Genomic DNA, 24,589 nt, shown 5'->3' on the forward strand with positions numbered 1-24,589 from the left:
TTACGGGCATCCATGAAACGACAGCGCCTTCGCTCGGCCGCCTGGGCCCTCACCTGCTCCCTGGGCTGCTTCGTGAGCTGCTTCCTGACCGGGCTCGCGGCGGGCTACCGGCTGGGCTTCCAGTCTCACGAAGACCTCGATACCGTGCCGGCCGGCCGCCAGATCGTCCGCGACGCCAACGATGCCATCGTCTCCGTCGACGGCCGTTACCGCATCGTCATGGCCAATCCGGCCGCCGCCACCCTGTTCGGCACCACCGTCGGCAACATGGTCGGCACCCCGCTGGCGCGCTACGTCGAATCGGCCAGCGCCGACCCCGGCGAACCGCTCGAGTACTTCCGTGCCGGCAGCGGCCGCGCCGGCCGCCGCGCCACCGACTATGCCGCCACCGGCCTGCGCGCCAACGGCGTGCGCTTCCCCATCGAGGGCTCGATCTCGCGCGCCAACGAAGACGCGCCCTTCTACACCGTGGTCATGCGCGACGTCTCGGAGCGCAAGCGGGTCCAGGAAAAGCTGACCCGCTCGCACGACCAGCTGCGCCAGCTGTCGGCGGCCCTGCAGACCATCCGGGAAGAAGAGCGCACCCACATCGCGCGCGAGCTGCACGACGACCTCGGACAGATCCTGGCCTCGCTGCGCATGGACCTGAGCCTGCTGCAGCAGGCCGCCGGCACCCCGGCCGACAGCCTGCGCCTGATGGCCGGCATGGAACAGAACCTGCTGACGGCGATCGCCTCGCTGCGCCGCATCGCCACCAACCTGCGCCCGCGCGCCCTCGACGAAGGCGGCCTCTACTTTGCCTTGAAGGGCCTGTGCGAGGATTTCGTCGAGCGCTACTGCATCCCCTGCACCCTGCTGGCCGACGAAGCCGAGCTGCGCCTGGACGATACCGCCAGCACGGCGATCTTCCGCATCGTGCAGGAAGCGCTGACGAATATCGCGCGCCACGCCCAGGCCGGCGCCGTCACCATGAACCTGTTCCGTTCGAACAGCGAGCTGCTGGTCACCATCCACGACGATGGCCGCGGCATCCGTCCCGAGGACATGGAAAAGGCCGAATCGCTGGGCCTGATCGGCATGCGCGAGCGGGTCTGGGCCATGAACGGCGACATCAGCATCACCTCCGACGAGCCGCCCGGCACGCGGATCGACATCGTCCTGCCGGTCCACGATCACCTCGTATAATCTTTCATTCTGTCATCAAACCGACATATCTCTTCGATAAGATGCGACCCGTTTCGTCACCTGTTTCGTCATCTAACTGGAGAGTACTGAATGCAAGTCAAACGCCTGGCAGCCGCCCTGGTAGCCCTCACCCCGCTGTTCGCAGCCGCCCAGACCAACGTGACCCTGTACGGTGTCCTCGACGCCGCCATCTCGTCGCAGGACACCGGTGGCCCGGAAGGCCGCACCACCGTGGTCAACTCGGGCAACCAGTCGAGCAGCCGCTTCGGCTTCCGCGGCACTGAAGACCTGGGCAATGGTCTGAAGGCCATGTTCAACCTCGAAGCCGGTACCTCGATCGACACCGGCGCCGGCGACTCCGCCCTGTTCGGCCGCCGCGCCGTGGTCGGTCTGGAAGGCGGCTTCGGCAGCCTGACCCTGGGCCGCGAATACTCGCCGATCGCCGCCATCGCCGCCGCCACCGACGCCTTCGGCCAGGGCTTCTACGGCAGCAACCTGTCGGCCTTCACCACCAACCGCCTGACCCGCCGCCTGGCGAACTCGGTCAACTACAAATCGCCGTCGTGGAATGGCCTGAAAGTCCTGGCCGCCTACTCGGCCGGCGAAGTGACCACCGCCAACACCCCGTCGGGCGACCTGAAAGGCGTCGGCGTCGAGTACACCCTGGGCGGCCTGTATGTGGGCGCGGCTTACCACGAGATCAACCGCCTGGCGATCGACAAGGACAAGGAATCGGCAATCGGCGCCGCCTACAAGTTCGACCAGCTGGGTGGTTTCGAAGTCAAGGCCAACTGGATGGAAGCGGACCGCGAAGGCGCCCCCGCCAAGTACAAGCAATACAACCTGGGCGGCTCGATGCCCTTCGGCGCGCACCGCGTCTACGCCAACTTCCAGCAGCAGAAGCAAGGCGCCGCCAAGGGCAACAGCTGGGCCCTGGCCTACACCTACTCGCTGTCGAAGCGCACCAACCTGTACGCCAGCTACGCCAGCCTGGACAACAACAACAGCGGCGTGTTCGGCCTGAGCTCGTCGTCGGTCACCATCGCCCCGGCCGCCACCGCGCTGGGCAAGGATCCGGACGTGTTCTCGCTGGGTCTGCGTCACAGCTTCTAAGCCGCCAGGGCTGACAAGGAACGCGGCGCGGGGAGCGATCCCTGCGCCGCGTTTTTTACGCTTTCAGAATGTCGCGTCGACGCTGACCTCGACCTTGTCGGGATAAAAGCTGAACCAGCGCGGAATCATGAGCGCATCGCCCATCGGCGTGGTGAGATTCCAGGCCATATCCGCGATGTGCTTGCCGTCGACGTCGGCATGCCAGTGCTGGCCGTCGCCCTTGTAGGGGCACTGCGACACGGTCGCGCTTTTCACCAGCGCCACGCGCAGGGCATCGGGCGGAAGATAGAAGCGCGGCGCCATGGAGGTCTCGTACAGGATCGCCGGCGCCGAGGATTCGGCGAGCACGGTGCCGCCGGCGGACACCACGACGTGCTGCGAAGAGCGCTGCACGTCGAAGCGGTGATAGGGGTCGCGCGGGTGGGCATAGCCGAGGTCGTCGTCGAGATACCAGGCGTCCACCTTTTCCAGGTCGAACACCAGGTGATCCCGCAAGGGCGCGGCGGCGCCGGGCGGCGCCTCGAAGGACCTGGCGGCGGCTTTCACGTCGCCTTGGCCGCTGCGGATCGACCAGGAGCGGACCACGCCGAGCCTTGCGTCTTTCGATTCGCCCTCCTGGGAGAGAAGTTCCGTCCGCACGTCCGCACGGGGCAGGCACAGCTGCATCACGCGGCCGGTCTGGTGCAGGGCCAGGCATCTGCGGCTGTCCGCCACGATCTCCTTACCCTGCCGGATGCGCAAGCGCTTCGGAAATGGTTCCCAGAACAGCAGGGGCGTTGCGGGTGGTGTGACGTCGAAACGCCCTGCAGGCTCCCTGCCGAAGGGGCCGCTACCGATGGTGAGCGCCATGCCGATTCTCCACAGTTGATATCGGCATACAGTAATCCCGATCGCAAAAACCGGGAATACGATTCCTTACTTCAAGCGGCCGGTCAGCACCCAGAAATATTCCCAGCGCGCGATCCTGAGCGCCTTTACAGCAGTGCCCAGGCGCTTGCGCAGCGCGCTGTCGGTCGGGTAGCTCTTGGGACGCTCGATCCGGCTGCCGTCTTCGGTGGCGACCACCTCGTAGGTATTGCCCTGGGCATCGGTGCGGGCCACCGGATTGCTGGTCCCTTCGACATAGACGTCGTCCAGCAGCACCAGCAGCGCATCCTTGGCCGCCGCCTTGCGCAGCTTGCCCAGGAAGGCATCCTGCTCCTCGCGCTTCAGGCGCGACCAGCAGAATTCGGCCACCACCGCGGTATAGCCGGCGGCGCCCTCGGGCAGGGCCGGCACCTGGCCGTCCTCGCCGTTCAGTTCCAGCACCGTGTGGCCGGCCGTCAGCTCGGCCACCTGGTCGCGCACGTCGGCCAGGTCGGCGTCGCGGTCCGACATCTCGGCGTCTTCTTCGTCGTACTCTTCGTACGCTTCCTGGTCTTCCTGGTCTTCGTTGTCGTCGTGTTCTTCGTGATTCATGATTTACAGCTCGTAATTATCGGCGGTCCCGCGCATCGCCGACTCGACCATCTTGCGGTTGAGCGTCGGCGCGAGCAGCTCGATGAAGGTATAGATATAGCTGCGCAGATAGGCGCCCTGCTTCACCGCCACCCGCGAGACGTTCATCCCGAACAGCTGGCCGACCGGGATCGCGCGCAGGTTGCGGTCGCGCTCGGGATCGAAGGCCATGCCGGCGATGATGCCCACGCCCATGCCCAGTTCCACATAAGTCTTGATGACGTCGGCGTCGATCGCTTCCAGCAGCACGTCCGGTTTCAGGTTGCGCAGTTCGAAGGCGTGATCGATCTTGCTGCGGCCGGCGAAGGCGGCATCGTAGGTGATCAGCGGATAGCTGGCAATCTCTTCCAGCGAAATCGCCTTCGAGCGCGTCAGCGCGTGTTCGTGCGGCACCACCAGCACGTGCTCCCACTGGTAGCACGGCAAGGTGATCAGGCCGTCGACGGCGGCGATCGACTCGGTGGCGATGGCCATGTCGGCCTGGTCGTTCTTGACCATGTCGGCGATCTGGCGCGGATTGCCCTGCAGCAGGGACAGCCGCACTTTCGGGAACTTCAGCATGAAGGCCTGCACCACCTTCGGCAGCATGTAGCGCGCCTGGGTATGGGTGGTCGCGATGGTGAAGCTGCCGCTGTCCTGGGCCGCGTACTCCTTGCCGATCCGCTTGAGGCTGTCGATCTCCTGCATGATCAGCTCGACGGATTCCAGCACCAGCCGGCCCGGCTCGGTCAGGCCGCGGATGCGCTTGCCGTGGCGGGTGAAGATGTCGACCCCGAGCTCTTCTTCGAGTTCGATGATGGCCTTGGACACCCCGGGCTGGGACGTGAACAGCGCCTTGGCGGCGTCGGTCAGGTTGAAGTTTTGGCGGACCGCCTCGCGGACAAAGCGTAATTGGTGTAGGTTCATTGCCCTTTTTGTATTGATAAAAGCCGTAGACGCATTTTACAAGGATGCTTATGCCGCTGGCTCATATAAGCAAATAAATTCTCAGTAGTTTGGAATAAGACGCCATTTTATTAAGATTCCACATAGTCTACCGGGCCCCTCGTCATCCTTGAGGCGGGCGGCCGTAACCAGGATCCATGCCATGTACCGTTACGACCAATACGACCATCTCATCGTACGCGAGCGCATCGCCCAATACCGCGACCAGGTGAGGCGCCGCCTCAGCGATGAGCTGACCGAAGAAGAATTCCTGCCGCTGCGCCTGCAGAACGGCCTGTACATGCAGCGCCATGCCTACATGCTGCGCATTGCCGTGCCCTACGGCCTGCTGTCCACCAAGCAACTGCGCATGTTCGCCCACATCGCCCGCACCTACGACCGCGGCTACGGTCACTTCACGACGCGCCAGAACATCCAGTTCAACTGGATCGAGCTGGAGCAGACCCCGGACATCCTGACCGACCTGGCCTCGGTGGAAATGCATGCGATCCAGACCTCGGGCAATTGCATCCGCAACACGACCACCGACCAGTTCGCCGGCGTGGCCGCGGACGAGATCGTCGATCCGCGCCCCTTCGCGGAGATCATCCGCCAGTGGAGCACCTTCCACCCCGAGTTCGTCGCCCTGCCCCGCAAGTTCAAGATCGCCATCAACGGCGCGGTCGCCGACCGCGCCGCGATCGCCGTGCACGACATCGGCCTGACCGCGGTGCGCAATGCCGCCGGCGAAGTCGGCTTCAAGTTCATGGTTGGTGGCGGCCTCGGCCGTACGCCCATCATCGGCAGCACGATCAACGAATTCGTGCCCTGGCAGGACCTGCTGACCTATACGCAGGCGGTCATGCGCGTGTACAACCAGTTCGGCCGCCGCGACAACAAGTACAAGGCCCGCATCAAGATCCTGGTGAAAGCCGTCGGCGCCGAGGAATTCGCGCGCATGGTCGAGCAGGAATTTGCCGACCTCAAGGGTGGCCCGGAAACCCTGACCCGCGAGGAACTGGACCGCGTTGCCGCCTACTTCAACCCGCCGCCGTATGCCGCGCTGGACAACATCGACCCGCGCGCCGGCCATGAATCCAACCGCGCCTTCCAGAACTGGCTGCAGCGCAACGTCAAGCCGCACAAGATGGCGGGCTATGCCTCGGTCGTGCTGTCGCTGAAGAAGACCGGCGTGCCGCCGGGCGACGCCACCGCCGAACAGATGGATTTCGTCGCCGACCTGGCCGACCGCTACAGCTTCGGCGAACTGCGCGTGACCCACGAGCAGAACCTGGTGCTGGCCGACGTCGAGCAAGCCAGGTTGTACGAGATCTGGGAACAGGCCAAGGCCAAGGGCCTGGCGACGCCGAACATCGGCCTGCTGACCGACATCATCTCCTGCCCGGGCGGCGACTACTGCTCGCTGGCGAACGCGAAATCGATCCCGATCGCGGCCGCCATCGCCCAGCGCTTCGACGACATCGACTACCAGCACGACATCGGCGACATCGAACTGAACATCTCGGGCTGCATCAACGCCTGCGGCCACCACCACGTCGGCCACATCGGCATCCTGGGCGTGGACAAGGACGGCGCCGAGTGGTACCAGGTGTCGATCGGCGGCGCCCAGGGCAATGCAGCGGCGCTCGGCAAGATCATCGGCCCCTCGTTCTCGGCGGCGCAGATGCCGGAAGTGGTCCAGCGTCTGCTCGACGTCTATGTGCGCGAGCGCGTCGAGGGCGAGCGCTTCGTCGACGTCGCCCAGCGTCTCGGTGTCAACCCGTTCAAGGAACATGTCTATGCCACGCCGATCCCGGCCGGCGAACTGGCTGTCGGAGAAGATGAATATGCCTAAGCTGCAGCACCACGAACAGATCATCAAGGGCCGCGAAGTCGTCGCCGACGACTGGACCGTCCTGCGCCTCGACGAGGGCGAAACGCCCGAGAGCGTCGCGGTCCCGGACGGCAAGATCATCGTTCCCCTGGCGGTCTGGGAAGCCCAGCGCGCGACCCTGGCCGCGCGTCCGCAGCTCGGTCTCTGGTTCGCCCCCGACGAGCAGGCCCACAGCGTCAAGGACGAACTCGGCAAGTTCGCCGTGATCGCCGTCGACTTCCCGAAGTTCAGCGACGGCCGCGGCTATTCGATCGCCTTCAACCTGCGCAAGCGCCTGGGCTATACCGGCGAGCTGCGTGCGATCGGCGACGTGCTGCGCGACCAGCTGTTCCAGATGGTTCGCTGCGGCTTCGACGCCTATGCGACGCGCCAGGACCGCTCGATCCACGATGCGCTGAAGGGCCTGACCGTGTTCTCCGAAACCTACCAGGCATCGGTCGACCAGCCGCTGCCACTGTTCCGCCGCCACCAGCGCGATGTGCCGCCCGAGCACAGCGACGTCGGCGCCGGCATCTGAAGCACCAACAGGAAGACACCATGAGCGACCTGCACGCGCGCGTCACCGAAACCCGCGCCATCCTGGAACGCATCGCACGCGATTTTTCGCCGGCCGTATTCGCCTCCAGCCTGGCGGCCGAGGACATGGTCCTGACCGACCTGATCCTGAAGGCAGCCCTTCCGATCGGCATTTTTTCGCTGGAAACCGGCCGCCTGCACAAGGAAACCCTGGACGTGCTGGACAAGGTCAAGACCCATTATGGCGTCGAGATCGCCCTGTTCCGGCCGCAGCCGGAAGCGGTCGAGCAGTATGTGGCGCAGAACGGCCTGAACGCCTTCTACGACAGCGTCGAGATGCGCAAGGAATGCTGCCGCGTGCGCAAGGTCGAGCCGCTGGGGCGCGCCCTGAACGGAAAAAAAGCCTGGATCACCGGCCAGCGCCGCGCCCAGTCGACCACCCGCGCCGAGCTGGCCGTGCAGGAAGACGACGCCACCCACGGCATGGCCAAGTTCAACCCGCTGGCCGACTGGTCCGAGCAGGATGTGTGGGAATATATCCGCACCAACGACGTCCCCTACAACAGCCTGCATGACCGCGGCTACCCGTCGATCGGCTGCGAACCCTGCACCCGCGCGATCCAGCCAGGCGAAGATATCCGCGCCGGCCGCTGGTGGTGGGAGAATCCGGAATCGAAAGAATGCGGACTGCACCTGGTCGACGGCAAACTTATTCGTATCAAGTCCGTGGCTGCCTGAGCCGCCGCGAACGAACACAAGACATAGACAGGCAAGGCCATCATGACGACTTTTACTGATACTCCGGGAGCGCTCGGCGACGTGAATTCCCGCCACCTGGACGCCCTCGAATCGGAAGCGATCCACATCCTGCGCGAGGTTGCGGCCGAGTGCTCGAACCCGGCCCTGCTGTTCTCGGGCGGCAAGGATTCCGTGGTGCTGCTGCGCCTGGCCGAAAAGGCCTTCCGTCCGGGTAAATTCCCCTTCCCGCTGGTCCACATCGACACCGGCCACAACTTCGACGAAGTGATCGCCTTCCGCGACGCCCGCGTTGCCGAACTGGGCGAGCGCCTGATCGTCGGCTCGGTCGAGGACTCGATCAAGAAGGGCACGGTACGCCTGCGCAATCCGCAAACCGATTCGCGCAACGCGGCCCAGGCGATCACGCTGCTGGAAACCATCGCCGAATACGGCTTCGACGCCTGCATCGGCGGCGCCCRCCGCGACGAGGAAAAGGCGCGCGCCAAGGAGCGCATCTTCTCCTTCCGCGACGAATTCGGCCAGTGGGACCCGAAGGCCCAGCGCCCCGAGCTGTGGGACCTGTATAACACCCGCGTCCACCCGGGCGAGAACATGCGCGTGTTCCCGATCTCGAACTGGACCGAGCTCGACGTCTGGCAGTACATCGCCCGCGAAAAGCTGGCCCTGCCGCCGATCTATTACGCCCACGAGCGCCAGGTGATCCCGCGCAACGGCCTGCTTGTGCCGCTGACCCCGCTGACCCCGGCCCGCGAAGGCGAGCAGGTCGAGACCCAGACCGTGCGCTTCCGCACCGTCGGCGACATCTCCTGCACCTGCCCGGTGGCCTCGACCGCGGCCACCCCGGCCGACATCATCGCCGAAACCGCGATCACCCAGATCACCGAGCGCGGCGCTACCCGCATGGACGACCAGACCTCGGAAGCGTCGATGGAAAAGCGGAAAAAACAAGGATACTTCTGATGAACGCCCGTATTGTTTCACCTGCAAACGAAGAACTGAACCACGCCGCCGACCTGTCCGGCCAGGCCAGCCTGCTGCGCTTCATCACGGCCGGCTCCGTCGACGACGGCAAGAGCACCCTGATCGGCCGCCTGCTGTACGACAGCAAGGGCATCTTCGCCGACCAGCTGGCCGCCGTCTCGCGCTCGAAGCACAAGCGCACCGTCGGCGACACCATCGACCTGTCCCTGCTGACCGACGGCCTGGAGGCCGAGCGCGAACAGGGCATCACGATCGATGTCGCCTACCGTTACTTCGCCACCCCGAAGCGCAAGTTCATCATCGCGGACACGCCCGGCCACGAGCAGTACACCCGCAATATGGTGACCGGCGCCTCGACCGCGGATGCCGTGATCATCCTGGTCGACGTCTCGAAGGTGAAGCTGGGCGACGACGGCAGCGTCGAGCTGCTGACCCAGACCAAGCGGCACTCGACCATCGCCAAGCTGCTGCAGATCGAGCACGTGATCGTGGCCGTCAACAAGATGGACCTGGTGAACTACGACCGCAGCGTCTACGACCGCACCGTCGGCGCCTACACCGAATTCGCCAACAGCCTCGGCCTGCAGGACATCACCGCGATCCCGCTGTCGGCGCTGGCCGGCGACAACGTGGTCGAGAAGACCGACAACATGCCGTGGTACGAAGGCCCGACCCTGATCGAGCTGCTGGAATCGATCAGCGTCTACGACGAAACCCACGACGCTCCCTTCCGCTTCCCGGTGCAGCTGGTGGCGCGCCACAACGGCCACGAAGCCAACGACTTCCGCGGCTACATGGGCCGCATCGAGTCGGGCAAGGTCTCGGTGGGCGACAAGCTGGTGGTGCAGCCGTCCGGCGTCGAAGCCACGGTCAAGGAGATCCAGACCTTCGACGGCGGCCTGAAGACCGCGGTGGCCGGCCAGTCGATCACCCTGCTGCTGAACGAATACGTGGACATCTCGCGCGGCGACGTGCTGGCCGGGGCCGCACAACCGGCCACCCTGCTCAAGCAGGTGAAAGCCGACGTCTGCTGGATGGCCGACGAGCCGCTGGACGTACGCCGCAAATACTGGATCAAGCACGGCACCCGCCAGACCATGGCCAAGGTGAAGGCAATCGAGAACATCCTCGACGTGAACACCCAGCAGCGTCATGCGGCGGAAGGCTTGAAGCTGAACGACATCGCCCGCATCGAGCTGGCCGTGCAGCAGCCGCTGGCGGCGGATGCGTATGAGGATATTCGTGCGACCGGGGCTTTCATCCTGATCGATGAAGTGACCCATCAGACGGTGGCTGCGGGTATGATTCGCTTGAGCGAATAATTTGCAACGACGGCTACCAACTGGAACCAAGAGAAAACATGGCAGTGCTGGGAAAGGTATATCTGATCGGAGCCGGTCCCGGCGCGGCTGACCTCATCACCGTACGCGGCGCACGCCTGCTGGCCCAGGCCGACGTCGTGCTGTACGACGCCCTCGTCACGCCCGAGATGCTGGAATTGTGCGCCGAGGCCGAGAAGATCTCGGTCGGCAAGCGTTCCGGCCAGCGCTCCACCGCCCAGGTCCATATCAACGAACAGCTGGTCGAATGCGCGCGGCGTTACCGGATGGTGGTGCGCCTGAAGGGTGGCGATCCGATGCTGTTCGGGCGCGCCGACGAGGAGTTGCGCGCCCTCGAGGAAGCCGGCATCGAAGTCGAGGTCGTCCCCGGCATCACCACGGCGGTGGCGGCGGCGGCGGCCACCCGGCAGCCTCTCACCAAGCGCGGGGTGGCGCGCAGCGTCGCCTTCTTCACCTCGAGCACCGCGCCCGACCAGCCGGAACATGCCGCCCTTCCCGAGACCGACACCATGGTGCAGTACATGGGCGGACGCGAAGCCGCCGCCACCGCCGAGCGCCTGCTCGGCCAGGGGCGCCGCCCCGACCTGCCGGTGGTCGTGATCGAAAACTGCAGCCGCCCCGACCAGCGCATCCTGCGCCTGACCCTGTCCGACCTGGCCCACGGCCTGGACATGGCCCACGGCCCGGTGCTGGTGATGATCGGCGAAGCCCTGCAACGCCGTCCCCTCCAGGCGCCTGACCTCCCGTAAGCCTGTCCCGTACAGGCCTCAAGCCAGCGGCGTGTAGTCGATGCCGTGCTGGATCATGCCGACGATCTGGGTCTGGTTCTCGGTGCTTTCGCTGAAGTTGGTCAGCACCTGCGCGCGCGAGGTATCGTGCAGCGCCTGCAGCCAGAAATCGTAGCCCGCGGTATCCGGCGCACGATGCAGCACGTTCTGGTACAGCGCAGCGATGAACTGGGCGTCGGTCGTGTTCGCGCCATATTTCTGCACGAATTCGCTGCTGTTCATGAAACTGGTGGCCACGTCCAGCAGCGTGTGGCCATCGTCCATTGCCTTGATCCAGAAGCTCAGGCCCGACTTGTCCGGCGTGCGGTCGAACGCAGCCTGGTACAGACGATAGGTTTCGCCGGCGTTGCCGCCGACATCCAGCGCGATACTATCGTCGGCGAACTGCAGGCGTTCGACGTTCGCCAGCAACGGAGTAGTTGGCGCGCACGTTGCCGAAGACGACTGTATCCAGACCATCCTTGCCATCCAACAGTCCGCCGCCGCTGCCGGCCGACAGCATGTTGTTACCGGCCGTAGCCAGGGYCTGGGCCGCAATCGCGCCCCCGGCACTTGGGGTGCTGACGGCCGGTGCCGGAGCGCCTGCGGTGTCGCCGGCATGCGAATTCTGCGCGCTGTCCTGCACCGGCGCGGCCGGCGTCCCCGAGTAGACGCGCGCTTCGACCGACACGCCGCCCGCCTGGCTGTCGACCCAGGCCGCGGCAAAGCCGCCGTTGGCGAGGGCCACCAGGTCCGGACTGGTCTGGTCGCCGGCGCGCATCTGGTTGATCCCGAATTCCTGGACGTCGACCGGGCTGCCGTCGGCGCCGAAGCGGCGGCCGAAGATGCCGCTGCCGTCGTAGTCGCCGCTCTGCGACTGCCAGGCGACCACGAAGCCGCCGTCGGACAGCGCGGTCACCGCGGCGTCGTAGCGGCCGCCGCCGGACTGCATGTTCGCCTGCGTCGCCGCGCCCAGCGCGTGGCCGGTGCTGTCGTAGACCTTGAAGAAGATGTCGCTCATCGAGTAGCCGAGCGGCTCGTTGACATAGCTGTCCCAGGCCACCACGAAGTTGCCGTTTGCGAGCGTGGTCAAGTGCGGCAGCGGGGCCGCGGTCGCCAGGCTGGCCGCGTAGCCGTCGCCGTTGACGACGAAGGCCTGGTTCGAGGCGCTGGTGGCGGCGTACACATTGCCGTCGTTGATCTCGCCCCAGGACACCACATAGCCGCCCTGCTTCAGCGCCGACAGGCTCGGGCTGAAGGCCGAGGACAGCGCGCCGTAGTCTTTCTGCGCGCCGGCCAGGGAACCGTCGGCGGCGGCCAACTGCACGTGGACTGCGCCGCCGCTGCGCCAGCCGACCGCGAAGGAACCGTCGGCGAGGGTGGTCAGCGCCGGCATGGCGGCATCAAAGCTGGCGCTCCCGTCCAGCACGTGTTCGGCGCCGGCGCTGCCGTTGGCCTCGACCACGCGGTAGGCGATGCGGGTGGCGCTGCCGTCGTTCACGGAATAGGCGACCACGAAGCGGCCGTTGGCGAGCGCCGTCACCGCCGGCTCGCCTTCGAGTTTGGCGTCGCCGCTCGGCGTCAGCGCGAAGGCCGCACCGGTGGCGGCGCCGCTGGCGTCGCGCATCTGCGCCCACAGGCCGGCCCCCAGACCGCCCGCCACCGGAGCGCCGGCCGCAGTGTCACCGCCCTGCCAGACGGCGACGAAGCCGCCGTTCGACAGTGTCGCCAGCGACGGATTGGCGGCCCAGGCATTGCTGGCCGCGCCGAGTTTCAGGTCGTTGCCGAAGCCCGTCAGGTCCTGCGTAATGCCATCCTGCACGGTATAGCTCAGGATGCTGGCGACGCCCTCGCCCGCTTTCGGATTGCCGTTGGCGTCGAGCTGGTAGCGGTCGTAGTAATGCACCGTCACCGTCGCCGACAGGCCGGTGGCCGGGAGCTGGGCGGCATCGGCGATCACCAGGCGCGCCGAGGAGTCGGTGGCCGGGTTGTAGGCGATCGAGAACAGGCCGGGAGTCGACTGGCTGTCGATCACCCAGCGTCCGCCGGTCGGCGAACCGGTGTCGATCGGGGACAGCTGGTCGACCACCGCGCCGGCCTGCATGGTCGAGAACATCGTGTCGTTTTCGCCGGTGAGGCCACCGGGCGCATTGTCGACGATGACCGTGTTGTCGCTCGAGACCACGCTGCCGTCAGCCAGCCTGTAGTGGGCGCTGAAGGTGTTCGACGAGGTCGTGTCGGTGCTGCCGTCGAGGAAGCGCCACAGGGTGCCGCTCGCCTGGACATAGCTGCCTTGGCCGTCGACCGGCAGCGTGTACGGGTTCCAGGTCTTGCCGTTGTCGTAGCTGTACTGGAGCTGGCCGCGCGACAGCTGCTGCCCGGCGGCGCTGGCGATATCGAATGCAACCGCCGTCACGGCGGAAGACGATGCGCCCGATGCCACGGTGGTGCCGGCATAGGTCCAGGCAGGGCTGCCCCAGGTCGGGCGGACGTAGATGGTGGTCGAGGGGGAGGTCATGGGAATCAGGAGCGGGGCGATATCCGCTATGATTCCCTACGGCAAATTTAAATTCAATGAGGAAATTGTTTTCCGTGCGGGAAGTTCACCGAAAACCAACGAAAGATTAGCCTGGAAACAACTCAGTTATCGAAAAAGATTGCATCGACTGCAAGTCAGTTAGCGAACAGCATAGATGGATCAACCAGGAAGGGCGCCCACGCAATAGGCCGCCATGGCCGCCAGCACGTCCGGGTCTTCGCCGACCGCGGGCACTGTCGAAAAGCTTACGTCGGGATGGGCGGCGCGCAGTTCCTCGACCAGGCGCGGGAGGTCGCGCAGCAGGTGGCCGCCCTGCCCCAGGAAGATTGGAACGATGGTGATCTCGCGTATGCCGCGCGCGGTGAGCAGCGCCGCCTCTTCCGGCAGGCTGGGCGTCATCAGCTCGAGGAAGGCCAGCGAGACCGCGACGTCGGGCCGCTGCCCGGCGGTGAGCTCGCGCAGCCGCTGGAAAGGCGCGGCCCAGGAAGCGGCGCGGGCGCCGTGGGCGAACAGGATCAGGGCACGATCGGAATGCGGTTCCACGATGGTCTCCCTAACGCCGCTCGACCCAGCGCAGGGCGCCCAGCGCGAGCAGCAGGAACAGCAGGCTGGGCGCGACCGCCGTCATGAAGGCCGGCCAGGTCGACAGCATGCCGATGTGCGAGAACAGGTTGTCGATCAACATGAAGCTCACGCCGATCATGATGCCGACGAAGATCTTGAAGCTGACCCCGCCGCTGCGCACCTGCAGGTAGCCGAAGGGCAGCGCCAGCGCCATCATCACGAAGATCGACAGCGGGCCGATCAGCTTGCGCCAGAAGGCGATCTTGAAGCGCTCGGTTTCCTGGCGGTTCTCGGCCAGGTGGCGCGTGTAGACGGCCAGTTCGTTGGCCGACATGCGCTCCGGATCGGAACGCGACACCGACAGGATCTTCGGCGTGATCTCCGATTCCAGGTCGAGGGTCGGGATCTTGCGCGTGGAAACGGCGGCGGTGTCCTGGCCGAAGCTGTTCTGGATGGTCTGGCCGTTCGGCAGCGGCGCGCCCGGTGCGGGCAGCGTGCGGCTGTTGGTGAACTGGGTCTCGGTCACGTTCTGCAGGCGCCAGGTGTGGTTGCCGCCGAAGACGGCACTGGCGGCCGTGATCAGCGCACGCATGCGCATATTGTTATCGAACTCGTAGAGGCGCACGTCCTGCAGCTGGCCGTCCGGGAGGATCTGGCGCGCGTTGAAGAAACGCGAACCGGTCACCGGGCCCTTCGGTCCGCCCTCGTGGATGGTGTCCTTGGTCCACATGCCGGAGCGGAATTCGGCCGACACGGTGGCGCCCTTGGCCGACAGGCGCAGGCGCTCGGCCAGCGGCGCCGTGCGCGGCGTGACCAGCTCGCCGAAGATGAAGGTGACGACCACGAACACGACGCCGATCTTGAACAGGATCCAGGCCGTCATCCGGGTCGACATCGATGAGGCGCGCATGATCGTGAATTCCGAGGTCTGGGCGAACTGCGCCATCGTGTAGATGGTGCCCAGCAGGGCCGCGATCGGCATCACGCGGTACATATTACCGGGCACCAGCATCAGCACGTAGAGCAGCGCGTGCTGGATCATGTAGCCGCCCTTGCCCACCGCCGGCAGTTCGCCGGTCAGGTCCATGAAGGCGGCCAGGGCCAGGAAGGCCACCAGCACGAAGGCCACGGCCTGGGCGATGTTGACGAAGAAGTAGCGCTCGAGGATCTTCATTTCGCGCCCTCCTTCGCGACGCCGCTCTGCAGGAGGCGGCGGCGCTTCCAGGCGTTCGCCAGCAGCAGCGGATGCCAGCGGTGGTGGATGTTGAGGCGCCAGGCGAACAGCCCCAGCGCGGCCAGCAGCACCAGCGCATGCAGCGGCCACCAGCCCATGCCGAAGGCGAGCTTGGCCTGCTTGACGGCCTGCTCGGCGGCCTTGGTCAGGTTCAGGTAGGTGAAGAAGATCAGCAGCGCCAGGATCAGGTTGGTCGAGGCGCCGGCGCGCGGGTTGACGAAGCCGAGCGGGATCGCCAGCAGCATCAGCACCAGGCACATGATCGGCGCGGTGATGCGGTACTGGAGTTCGGCATCGGCGTACTGGTTGCGCGGCATCGCCATCAGGGCCGGCGTCGACAGGCTCTCGACCTTGAGGTCGCCCATCACCGGGGCCTGGCTCGAGACCCGCATCCGGTAGCGTTCGAATTCCATCGACTGGAAGTCCGGCTTGCCGGGCGTGCCCTGGTAGCGCCGGCCGTTCTTCAGCACCAGGTACTGGCCGCCCTTGCCGTCCGGTTCGATCTGGCCTTCCTTGGCGACCACGGTGGTGTTCACACCCTGGTCGATGGTATTGACGAACACGTTCTGCACCACGGTCGAGGAACGCCCCGCGGAGCTTTCGACGAAGAACACGCGGTCGGCGGCGACCGATTCGCGGAACTGGCCGGGCGCGACGCGCTGCAGGTCTTCGCGCTTCTCGAAGCGTTCGGTGAACTCGTTGCTCTTGAGCTGGGCCCAGGGCATGGCGACCAGCGACAGTCCCGCCACCAGGATCGCGACCGGCAGGCCGAAGATCAGCACCGGCGCGATCCAGCGCGTGAGCGACTGGCCGGAGGCGAACCAGACGACCATTTCGGAGTCGCGGTAGCTGCGCGTGATCACGACCAGCACCGAAATAAAGCTGGTGAGGATCAGGATTGTTGGCAGATAATTCAGCACCGCAAAAGCGATCAGCGCAAGCACGTCGCCCGATGCGACCTTGCCTCCCGCGGCCCGGCCGAGGATGGTGATCAGGGTCCAGGTGACGAGGATGGAAAACAGGACGGTGAAGGTTGCGCCGGCGACGCTGGCCAATTCACGCTGTAGGGCGCGTCGGAAGATCATTCGATAGTTATAATTGCAGGTTAGGCACTGACGCGCGCATCGCCGATTCGCATGCCGCGGCCTCGAATAGACAAACGGAGAACCAAATGGACTTTAGCATAAAAGCATTCGACACAAAAAACACGCTGGCCGCAGCCAAATCCGGCTGCGTCGCAGTCGCAGTGTTCGAAAACAAGAAACTGTCGGAGGCCGCCAAAGCCCTCGACCTGAACGGCGAGATCGCTGCCGCCGTCAAGTCGGGTGATATCTCCGGCAAAGCCGGCACCACCCTTCTGCTGCGCGGCGTTGCCGGCGTTACCGCGCCCCGCGTGCTGCTGGTCGGCATGGGCGCGGACGAAGCCGTGAGCGAGAAGAGCTTCACCGGCGCCGTCAGCGCCGCCCTGAAGACCTTCGCCACGCTGGGCGCGCAGGATGCCATTATCGCATTCCCGCTGGAGAATGTGAAAGACCGCGACCTGGCATGGGCAATCCGCAGCATCGTGGTTGCCGCCAACGAGGCCGAATTCCGCACCGACGCGCAAAAGAGCAAGAAGGATCCCCTGCCTTCCGGCGTGCGCAAGCTGGCCATCGCCGCCCCGCAGGCGAACGCGCAGCTGAAGACCGTGCTGGCCCAGGCCCAGGCGATCGCCAACGGCATGAACCTGACCAAGGAACTGGGCAACCTGTCGCCGAACGTCTGCACCCCGACCTACCTGGCCAACACCGCCAAGAAGCTGGCCGCCGACCACGGCTTCGACATCGAAGTCCTGGAGCGCAAGCAGCTCGAGGCGCTCAAGATGGGCAGCTTCCTGTCGGTCACCCGCGGCAGCGACGAAGCGCCCAAGTTCATCGTCCTGAAGCACAACGGCGGCAAGAAGAACGAGGCGCCGGTGGTCCTGGTCGGCAAGGGCATCACCTWCGACACCGGCGGCATCTCGCTGAAGCCGGGTCCGAACATGGACGAAATGAAGTACGACATGTGCGGCGCCGGCTCGGTGCTGGGTACCTTCCGCGCGATCGGCGAGATGGGTCTGAAGCTGAACGTGGTCGGCATCGTGGCCGCCTGCGAGAACATGCCGTCGGGTCACGCCACCAAGCCGGGCGACATCGTCACCGCGATGAACGGCACCACCATCGAGATCCTGAATACCGATGCCGAAGGCCGCCTGATCCTGTGCGACGCCCTTACCTACGCCGAGCGCTTCAAGCCGGCCGCCGTGATCGACATCGCGACCCTGACCGGCGCCGTGATCGTCTCGCTGGGCCACCACACCTCGGGCCTGTTCACCCGCGACGATGATCAGCACAACGCCCTGGCCGACGAGCTGATGGACGCCGGCAAGCAGACCGGCGACACCGCCTGGCGCCTGCCGATCGGCGAGCAGTACAACGAGCAGCTGAAGTCGAACTTCGCCGACCTGGCCAATATCGGCACCCCGGGCGGCGCCTCGATCACCGCGGCCTGCTTCCTGGAGAACTTCACCCGCAACTACACCTGGGCTCACCTGGACATCGCCGGCACCGCCTGGAAGTCGGGCGCGGCGAAAGGCGCCACCGGACGTCCGGTGCCGCTGCTGACGACTTTCCTGTTGAACCGCGTGTAATTGCTACGCCGCCCCACGCGACGTCGCCCCCGCGCAGGCGGGGGCCCAAGTTCGTAGTGCCCTGGTTACGTTTGAAGCTGGCGGTATGCGTATAAACTTGGATCCCCGCCTGCGCGGGGACGACGCACTTTCTCAGAAAATGGGCGTAGCGGAATCCCCCACCCCATGCTCCCCTTCGCCAGGCTTAGCCGGGCGCATGAACACCGTCAGGGTGGGAGCATAGGCGTAGTTGTTCTCGACATAGTCGCGCAGGCCCGCGGTAAAGAGGATGTTGCCGACCAGGCGGTTGGCCTTGTAGTGGGCGCCCCACCACTCATCGGCGCTGCCGACGCCGTCGCGCTTGCAGTAGACGGCCAGCGGCTTGCTGCTGCGGGTCACCGTCACCCGTCCGGGCGCGACCACGAACCAGCGGCCGATGTCGTTCGCCAGCAGGCAGCCGACGCCGGTCACTTCGCGATGATCGAGAATGGCGTGCACCTCCACCTGCTGCTCGGGGGAGTCGCCGTTGATGCCGCCGCTGCCCACGCAGCCCGCCAGGCAGGCGCCCAGCGCAAGCAATGAAACTTTCTTCATGTACCGTCCGCGGCAAAGCGCGGCAGGCGCACGCCGTCGACCTCGACCGTTTCGAAAAAGACGTGCTTCGGCCGGACCCAGGTCCTGCCGTCCTCGCCACGGTAGACGATCACCGGCGTATGATCCGCCTCGAGCACGGCCTCGCAGACCAGCTCGTAGACCCCGCCCTTGTAGTGGCGGTAGCGCATCAGGCCTGTTCTGCGACCTGGCGGCTCTGGTTCTGGCTCTGGCTCTTTTTCTTCAGGCTCTGGATGACCCGCACGATGCCTTCGACGCCTGCACTCTCGTCGAGCGCACTGAAGGCATCCAGGACCTCGTTCAGCACGCGGTTGCGCACCGCAGCCTCGTCGGCCAGCATGACCGGGGCCTTGTCCTCGGCCGGCGCGAATTTCTGCACCTGCTGGGCCTGCTGCGCCTCGAGGGCCTTGCTGCCGTGCGTCAGCGCGGCCTGCCAGATCAACCAGCGGCGCTGGGTTTCATATACCAGGTACTCTTCCGGCTTATCCTCACGGCGCCGGACAATGTGGCCATCGCGTTGGGCCCATGCTTCGAATGCTTGACGCATTGCTGTCCTTTACAAAAGCTGTGTGCAAATCCTGCTTGCGGATCCGCGATCGTTACACACCTGCCAGTGGCCGGAGCGGTTCCGGCCCGGGCAACCCTAACAAAGCAATGAATTGCCAGGAGATACTTGACTTCAAAGAAATGTGCAAATACTACACTAAAATTGGCCTACTGCAACTTTTTCTTCCCGAATGAAAAAAGATACGAAATCGTTCCGCGTCTTGCCCCGATTGTTACATCTTGTCACAGTCAGGCCGTGTTTGCCAGACCTGTCATATGTTTTTCTTATCGAGCAATGATTTTACGTCATCACCATTGCATTTTCTACAAATTATTGCAATTGAGCATGGTTTCAAAAGGAAACCCTCCACAAATACAACAGGTAGCTGAAATCGCCTTACCGTCTCGCAACCGAGGTAAAGCAACATTCATTCCTCCTTGAAGAAATTTCATAAAATCAAATAGTTAGCGTTTTCCCGTTAAAGGATTTCCGCTGTCCTGTAAGTAATTCCGACAGGCATCGACTAAAGACGTTCTCATAAGCCGGTTGAGCTATTAAGATGCAGGTCTGTTTGATCTTTCGACGCTCACATTAATGAAAATTGCCACCTGGAACGTAAACTCCCTCAAAGTGCGCCTGCCGCACCTGCTGCAATGGCTTGCCGCCAATCCGGTCGACGTGCTCTGCATCCAGGAAACCAAGCTCACCGACGACAAATTCCCCGTCGCAGAGATCAACGCCTCCGGCTACGAGGTCGCCTTCACCGGCCAGAAGACGTATAACGGGGTCGCCATCCTCTCCCGGCATCCGCTGAGCGACGTGGTGCGCAACAACCCGCACTTCCCGGACGAGCAGCAGCGCCTGATCGCCGCCACCGTGCAGGGCGTGCGCATCATCTGCGCCTATGTGGTGAACGGCCAGGCGGTCGGCTCCGACAAGTACGCCTACAAGATGGCCTGGCTGTCCGCCCTGCGCGAGTGGGTGAAGGAAGAGATGGCGGCGCATCCGGACTTCGCGATCCTGGGCGACTACAACATCGCGCCGGACGACCGCGACGTCCACGATCCGGCCGAGTGGGAAGGCCAGATCCACTGCTCCGAACCGGAGCGCGAAGCCCTGCGCGCGCTGTTCGGCCTGGGGCTGACGGACGCCTTCCGGCTGTTCGAACAGCCGGAAAAGCAGTACAGCTGGTGGGACTACCGGATGATGGCCTTCCGCCGCAACCGCGGCCTGCGCATCGACCACATCCTGCTGTCGCCGGGCCTGGCGCAGCGCTGCACCGCCTGCACGATCGACCGCGAACCGCGCAAGTGGGAGCAGCCTTCCGACCACACCCCGGTCATCGCAACGCTCGACTGAACAGCGGCGGTATCTCCTCGGCGGCGGCCGGCTTCGCGAACAGGTAGCCCTGAAGATAAGCGCAGCCGTGCTGGCGCAGCAGGTCCATCTGGCCCTCGGTCTCCACCCCTTCGGCCACCACCGACAGCTGCAGGCTGCCGGCCAGCGCCATGATGGCGGCGACGATCGCCTGGTCTTCGCTGCTCGATTCCAGGTCGCGCACGAAGGCGCGGTCGATCTTGATCTTGTGGACCGGGAAGCGCTTCAGGTAGGCCAGGCTCGAATAGCCGGTGCCGAAGTCGTCGATCGACAGGCGGATGCCCATCTTCGAGATCTGCCCCAGCGTCTCCAGAGTCTGCTGGCCGTGCTGCATCAGCGCGGTCTCGGTGATCTCGAATTCGAGCAGGCTCGGGTCGATGCCGGTATCAATGAGGATGCGGCGGATCGATTCGATCAGGCCGCGCTGCATGAACTGGCGCGCCGACAGGTTGATCGCCAGCGGCACCGCCGGCAGCCCCGTGCGCTGCCACGCCACCGCCTGTTCGCAGGCGGCGCGGATCACCCACTCCCCCACCGGCACGATCAGGCCGTTCTCCTCCAGCATCGGGATGAAATCGTCGGGCGCGACCAGGCCGTGGCCGGGACGGCGCCAGCGCAGCAGCACTTCCAGGCCTCTCACGCTGCGCTCCCGCATGCAGACGATGGGCTGGTAGAACAGCGTGAATTCATGGCGTTCGAGGGCCCCGCGCAGGCTGGTCTCGAGTTCGAAATGGCGCGCCGCCGCCACGTTCATGCGCTCGGCGAAGAACTGGTAGTTGTTGCGGCCCGAGGCCTTGGCGTGGTACATCGCGGCGTCCGCCTTGCGCATCAGGGTCTCGACGTCTTCGCCGTCGTCCGGGCACAGGCAGATGCCGATCGAGGGCGAGATATGCAGGCTGCGGCCTTCGAAGCGCACCGGCTCGGCCAGCGCGCCGATGATCTTCTCGCCGACCAGCGCGCATTCCTCGGCCGCGCGCACGCCCGGCACCAGCACCACGAATTCGTCGCCGCCCAGGCGCGCCACGGTGTCGACCGCGCGCACCACCTTGCACAGGCGGTTCGCGACTTCCTTCAGCAGGTGGTCGCCGGTCAGGTGGCCGAGCGAATCGTTGATGGTCTTGAAGCGGTCCAGGTCGATGAACATCACGGCCAGCTTGCGGCCCTCGCGGCGCGCCGCCAGCATCGCCCGGTCCAGGCGTTCGGAGAGGAGCGCGCGGTTCGGCAGCCCGGTCAGGGCGTCATGATAGGCCATGTGGTGGACCCGTGCCTCGGCCTGGCGGCGCTCGACGATCTCGGCCTGCAGCAGCCGGTTTGCGCCGGCCAGTTCGGCGGTACGCTCGTGGACCCTCACTTCGAGTTCGTCGCGCGCCCGGCGCAGGGCGTCGGCAGCCTCGCGCTGGTCGGTGACGTCGTCGATCAGCCAGACGCTGCGGCCGCTGCTCTCGGCCAGGTCGAAAGGCCGGCCCGACAGGCGCGCCCAGAAGCGCGTGCCGTCACGCCGCATCAGCTGGTATTCGGCCATGTGCACACGCCCGGCCGCGAAGTCGGAGCGGGTCTGGCGACGCGCCTCGTCCCAGCTGGCCGCGTCCGGATAGAGCGCGCGCACCGAGGTGCCCTCGATCGCGGCGCCGGGATAGCGGAACAGCTCTTCCATCTTGCGATTGCAGCGCAGCGTGCGCCCGTGCTCGACCACCGCGATGCCCAGCACCGCGTTGTCGAGGATGGCCTGGTTTTCCAGCAGGGCGTTGCGCAGCGATTCCTCGTCGCACTTCTGGCGGGTGCGGTCCTCGATCATCCAGATCGTACCCTTGGCCGGCGCCTCACGGTTGATCGCATAGCCGATCAGCCTGGCCCACATCGGCGTGCCGTCCTTGCGCACCATGGTGCTCTCGGCCTCGAAGGGCTTGCCCTGCCCGAGCACGCTGTAGGCCGCCACGCCCAGCGCGTCGAAAGACTGGTCGTCGGCATACAGGATCCGCGTCAGCCGTTCCAGGGTCTCGCCCTCCCGGTAGCCGAACATGCGGTCGAAGCTGCTGTTGGCGCGCGTGATGACGCGCTCGCGGGTGAAGAAGATGCCGATCGAGGCGTTGGTCATGATCGCCTGCACCTCGATCAGGGCCTGGCGCGCCTCGGTGACGTCTTCCAGGATCCAGATCGTGCCGGCCTCGCGCGAGGTCATGTCGACCGCCTTGGCGCGGATGCGGCACCAGATCAGCGAGCCGTCGCGGCGGCGCAGCTGGATCTCGGCCTGTTCGAACAGCTCGCCGGCGGCCAGGACCTGGATCGCCTTCTCCATGAAGGCTGCGTACTGCGTCCGCGAGAAGAAGAACTCGACCGGGTCGCGTCCGACCAGCTCGCAGGCATCGTAGCCCAGCATCTGGGCCATGCGCGGATTGCAGGACTTGACCATATGCGGCAAGGTGACGACGATGCCGACCGGGGCGTGTTCGAGCACCGCGGCCTGCTCCAGGCGGGCGCGCTGGTCGGCCTGGCCAGTGCGGCGGTCTCGTGCAGCGCCTGCGGGACGCTGCGCTCGCAGAACAGCGCCGGCAGCGTGCGGCCCTCGATCGGCGCACCGAGCAGCCGCTCGAGCGCCTCGTTGGCCGCCCAAATCATCCCCTGCGCGTCGCAGGCGCATGCCGGCGCCGCGAGCAGCGCCAGCGCTTCGGCCACCAGGGCCGGTTTGCTCGTTACACGATCCATCCCTTGTTCCAGTCTCCGGGTCCGTCCATCGGACCTCTATTTCCCATGGGAATCATAAACCACAAATCACCGGAAATATCAAACTGGCAAAAAAAAGGCCCGCCGTGTTGTACGGCGGGCTCATCGGCTGAATGCGCTCCTGGAGTCGCTCTTAGAAAGCGTCGCCGGGGATGCGTACCCAGCCCTCCATCAGCACACGGGCGCTGCGGCTCATCACGGCCTTTTTGACGACCCAGTCGCCATCCACCTGCCCGGCCTGGGCGCCGACGCGCAGGGTGCCGGACGGGTGGCCGAAACGCACGGCCTCGTGCGCACGGCCGCCGGCGGCCAGGCTGACCAGGGTACCGGGAATCGCCGCCGCGGTGCCGATCGCCACCGCCGCCGTGCCCATCATCGCGTGGTGCAGCTTGCCCATCGAGAGCGCGCGCACCAGCAGGTCGATGTCGTGCGCTTTCACCTGCTTGCCGCTCGACGCCGTGTAATCGGCGGGCGGCGCGACGAAGGCGACCTTCGGCGTGTGCTGGCGGCGCGCGGCTTCCTCCACGTGCGCGATAAGGCCCATGCGCATGGCGCCGTGGGCGCGGATCGATTCGAACATCGCCAGCGCCTTCGGGTCGCCGTTGATGTCGTCCTGCAGCTCGGTGCCCTTGTAGCCGACATCCAGAGCGTTCACGAAGATGGTGGGAATGCCGGCGTTGATCATCGTGGCTCTCAGGGTGCCGACACCGGGCACCTCCAGCTCGTCGACCAGGTTCCCGGTCGGGAACATCGAATTGCTCCCCCCTTCGCCGCCCTCGCCCTCCTCGGACGCCGGGTCCATGAACTCGAGCTGCACTTCGGCCGCCGGGAAGGTCACGCCGTCCAGCTCGAAGTCGCCGGTTTCCTGGACCTGGCCATTGGTGACCGGCACGTGGGCGACGATGGTTTTCTGGATATTCGCCTGCCAGATGCGGATGGTGACGCTACCGTTTTCCGGAATACGGCCGGCGTCGATGAAACCGTTGGCGATGGCATAGGGGCCGATCGCCGCCGACAGGTTGCCGCAGTTGCCGCTCCAGTCGACGAAGGGCTTGTCGATCGAGACCTGGCCGAACAGGTAGTCGACGTCGTGGTCCGGGCGCGTGGCCTTGCCGACGATGACGGTCTTGCTGGTGCTGGAAGTGGCGCCGCCCATGCCGTCGATCTGCTTGCCGTAGGGGTCGGGGCTGCCGATCACGCGCATCAAGAGCTTGTCGCGCGCCTCGCCGGGGACTTGCGCCGCTTCGGGCAGGTCCTGGAGGCGGAAGAAGACGCCCTTGCTGGTGCCGCCACGCATGTAGGTGGCGGGGATTTTAATCTGTGGGACGTGGGCCATATGTGTTAGCTCCAAAACCGTCATTCCCGGCATTGC

The 24,589-nt window shown here is 65.5% G+C and carries 23 protein-coding genes; 10 read left to right on the plus strand and 13 right to left on the minus strand.

Annotated elements, in window-relative coordinates:
* Positions 1-12 precede the first annotated feature (12 nt).
* Together AC1DIX_RS10680 and AC1DIX_RS10685 are read left to right on the plus strand one after the other, a co-directional pair.
* Positions 13-1,185: a PAS domain-containing sensor histidine kinase gene (locus AC1DIX_RS10680; RefSeq protein ID WP_477324166.1), complete on the plus strand. Its 1,173-nt coding sequence runs from the start codon at positions 13-15 to the stop codon at positions 1,183-1,185.
* Between the two features lie 90 nt (positions 1,186-1,275).
* Positions 1,276-2,298 (plus strand): porin, encoded by a 1,023-nt coding sequence (locus tag AC1DIX_RS10685; RefSeq protein WP_442121673.1) that lies wholly within the window; start codon positions 1,276-1,278, stop codon positions 2,296-2,298.
* A 63-nt stretch (positions 2,299-2,361) separates the two neighbouring features.
* Here AC1DIX_RS10685 and AC1DIX_RS10690 read toward each other — a convergent pair whose 3' ends face one another.
* From AC1DIX_RS10690 to AC1DIX_RS10700, 3 genes are all read right to left on the minus strand, one after another.
* Positions 2,362-3,147 (minus strand): DUF427 domain-containing protein, encoded by a 786-nt coding sequence (locus AC1DIX_RS10690; protein ID WP_477324168.1) that lies wholly within the window; start codon positions 3,145-3,147, stop codon positions 2,362-2,364.
* A gap of 66 nt (positions 3,148-3,213) precedes the next feature.
* A complete protein-coding gene (locus tag AC1DIX_RS10695) occupies positions 3,214-3,756 on the minus strand; it encodes a class I SAM-dependent methyltransferase (RefSeq protein WP_442121675.1) in 543 nt (180 codons plus the stop codon).
* Between the two features lie 3 nt (positions 3,757-3,759).
* On the minus strand, positions 3,760-4,701 hold the full coding sequence (locus AC1DIX_RS10700) for a CysB family HTH-type transcriptional regulator (RefSeq protein ID WP_442121676.1): 942 nt from the start codon (positions 4,699-4,701) through the stop codon (positions 3,760-3,762).
* 181 nt (positions 4,702-4,882) lie between these two features.
* Here AC1DIX_RS10700 and AC1DIX_RS10705 point away from each other — a divergent pair, with 181 nt between their 5' ends.
* Genes AC1DIX_RS10705 through cobA form a run of 6 tightly spaced genes read left to right on the plus strand, consistent with a single transcriptional unit; the run spans position 4,883 to position 10,958 of the window.
* Entirely contained in the window at positions 4,883-6,574 is a 1,692-nt protein-coding gene (locus AC1DIX_RS10705; RefSeq protein ID WP_442121677.1) for a nitrite/sulfite reductase, read from the plus strand.
* On the plus strand, positions 6,567-7,130 hold the full coding sequence (locus AC1DIX_RS10710; protein WP_442121678.1) for a DUF934 domain-containing protein: 564 nt from the start codon (positions 6,567-6,569) through the stop codon (positions 7,128-7,130). Before AC1DIX_RS10705 ends, AC1DIX_RS10710 begins: the two co-directional genes overlap by 8 nt.
* Positions 7,127-7,867, plus strand: a complete 741-nt coding sequence (locus AC1DIX_RS10715; protein WP_442121743.1) for a phosphoadenylyl-sulfate reductase — start codon at positions 7,127-7,129, stop codon at positions 7,865-7,867. The genes AC1DIX_RS10710 and AC1DIX_RS10715 overlap by 4 nt, the downstream gene beginning before the upstream one ends.
* A 42-nt stretch (positions 7,868-7,909) precedes the next feature.
* Positions 7,910-8,848 (plus strand): sulfate adenylyltransferase subunit CysD, encoded by a 939-nt coding sequence (gene cysD, locus AC1DIX_RS10720; protein ID WP_477324171.1) that lies wholly within the window; start codon positions 7,910-7,912, stop codon positions 8,846-8,848.
* Positions 8,848-10,191, plus strand: coding sequence for a sulfate adenylyltransferase subunit 1 (locus AC1DIX_RS10725; protein ID WP_477324173.1), 1,344 nt, complete (start codon positions 8,848-8,850; stop codon positions 10,189-10,191). Before cysD ends, AC1DIX_RS10725 begins: the two co-directional genes overlap by 1 nt.
* Before the next feature lie 38 nt (positions 10,192-10,229).
* Positions 10,230-10,958 (plus strand): uroporphyrinogen-III C-methyltransferase, encoded by a 729-nt coding sequence (gene cobA / locus AC1DIX_RS10730; protein WP_477324175.1) that lies wholly within the window; start codon positions 10,230-10,232, stop codon positions 10,956-10,958.
* 18 nt (positions 10,959-10,976) lie between these two features.
* Here the strand turns inward: cobA and AC1DIX_RS10735 are convergent, their stop codons facing one another.
* The 5 genes from AC1DIX_RS10735 to lptF form a co-directional block, all read right to left on the minus strand.
* Positions 10,977-11,408, minus strand: coding sequence for a DUF4214 domain-containing protein (locus AC1DIX_RS10735; RefSeq protein WP_477324177.1), 432 nt, complete (start codon positions 11,406-11,408; stop codon positions 10,977-10,979).
* On the minus strand, positions 11,368-13,494 hold the full coding sequence (locus AC1DIX_RS10740) for a hypothetical protein (RefSeq protein WP_477324179.1): 2,127 nt from the start codon (positions 13,492-13,494) through the stop codon (positions 11,368-11,370). The genes AC1DIX_RS10735 and AC1DIX_RS10740 overlap by 41 nt, the downstream gene beginning before the upstream one ends.
* Before the next feature lie 180 nt (positions 13,495-13,674).
* On the minus strand, positions 13,675-14,058 hold the full coding sequence (locus AC1DIX_RS10745) for a sirohydrochlorin chelatase (RefSeq protein ID WP_442121683.1): 384 nt from the start codon (positions 14,056-14,058) through the stop codon (positions 13,675-13,677).
* A gap of 10 nt (positions 14,059-14,068) precedes the next feature.
* Positions 14,069-15,253, minus strand: a complete 1,185-nt coding sequence (lptG, locus tag AC1DIX_RS10750; RefSeq protein WP_442121684.1) for an LPS export ABC transporter permease LptG — start codon at positions 15,251-15,253, stop codon at positions 14,069-14,071.
* A complete protein-coding gene (gene lptF, locus AC1DIX_RS10755) occupies positions 15,250-16,398 on the minus strand; it encodes an LPS export ABC transporter permease LptF (RefSeq protein ID WP_442121685.1) in 1,149 nt (382 codons plus the stop codon). The genes lptG and lptF overlap by 4 nt, the downstream gene beginning before the upstream one ends.
* Positions 16,399-16,484: 86 nt before the next feature.
* Between lptF and AC1DIX_RS10760 the strand changes: the two genes are divergently transcribed.
* Positions 16,485-17,981, plus strand: a complete 1,497-nt coding sequence (locus AC1DIX_RS10760) for a leucyl aminopeptidase (RefSeq protein WP_477324181.1) — start codon at positions 16,485-16,487, stop codon at positions 17,979-17,981.
* 132 nt (positions 17,982-18,113) lie between these two features.
* Here AC1DIX_RS10760 and AC1DIX_RS10765 read toward each other — a convergent pair whose 3' ends face one another.
* The 3 genes from AC1DIX_RS10765 to AC1DIX_RS10775 are packed head-to-tail and all read right to left on the minus strand — an operon-like array spanning position 18,114 to position 19,119.
* Positions 18,114-18,554 carry a hypothetical protein gene (locus AC1DIX_RS10765; protein WP_442121687.1) on the minus strand — a complete coding sequence of 147 codons (441 nt, stop codon included), beginning with the start codon at positions 18,552-18,554 and terminating at the stop codon, positions 18,114-18,116.
* A complete protein-coding gene (locus tag AC1DIX_RS10770) occupies positions 18,551-18,742 on the minus strand; it encodes a DUF1653 domain-containing protein (protein ID WP_442121688.1) in 192 nt (63 codons plus the stop codon). Before AC1DIX_RS10770 ends, AC1DIX_RS10765 begins: the two co-directional genes overlap by 4 nt.
* Positions 18,742-19,119, minus strand: a complete 378-nt coding sequence (locus AC1DIX_RS10775; RefSeq protein ID WP_442121689.1) for a phiTE_015 family protein — start codon at positions 19,117-19,119, stop codon at positions 18,742-18,744. The genes AC1DIX_RS10770 and AC1DIX_RS10775 overlap by 1 nt, the downstream gene beginning before the upstream one ends.
* 594 nt (positions 19,120-19,713) lie before the next feature.
* On the opposite strand from AC1DIX_RS10775, the gene xth reads away from it, so the two are divergent.
* Entirely contained in the window at positions 19,714-20,478 is a 765-nt protein-coding gene (gene xth / locus AC1DIX_RS10780) for an exodeoxyribonuclease III (protein WP_442121690.1), read from the plus strand.
* On the opposite strand, the gene AC1DIX_RS10785 is transcribed toward xth, so the two are convergent.
* Together AC1DIX_RS10785 and prpF are read right to left on the minus strand one after the other, a co-directional pair.
* A complete protein-coding gene (locus AC1DIX_RS10785; RefSeq protein ID WP_477324184.1) occupies positions 20,459-22,951 on the minus strand; it encodes a sensor domain-containing protein in 2,493 nt (830 codons plus the stop codon). The genes xth and AC1DIX_RS10785 overlap by 20 nt on opposite strands.
* Positions 22,952-23,350: 399 nt before the next feature.
* Entirely contained in the window at positions 23,351-24,553 is a 1,203-nt protein-coding gene (gene prpF / locus AC1DIX_RS10790) for a 2-methylaconitate cis-trans isomerase PrpF (RefSeq protein WP_477324186.1), read from the minus strand.
* Between the last annotated feature and the right edge of the window lie 36 nt (positions 24,554-24,589).

The organism is Massilia sp. 05N420 (genome assembly GCF_056397205.1).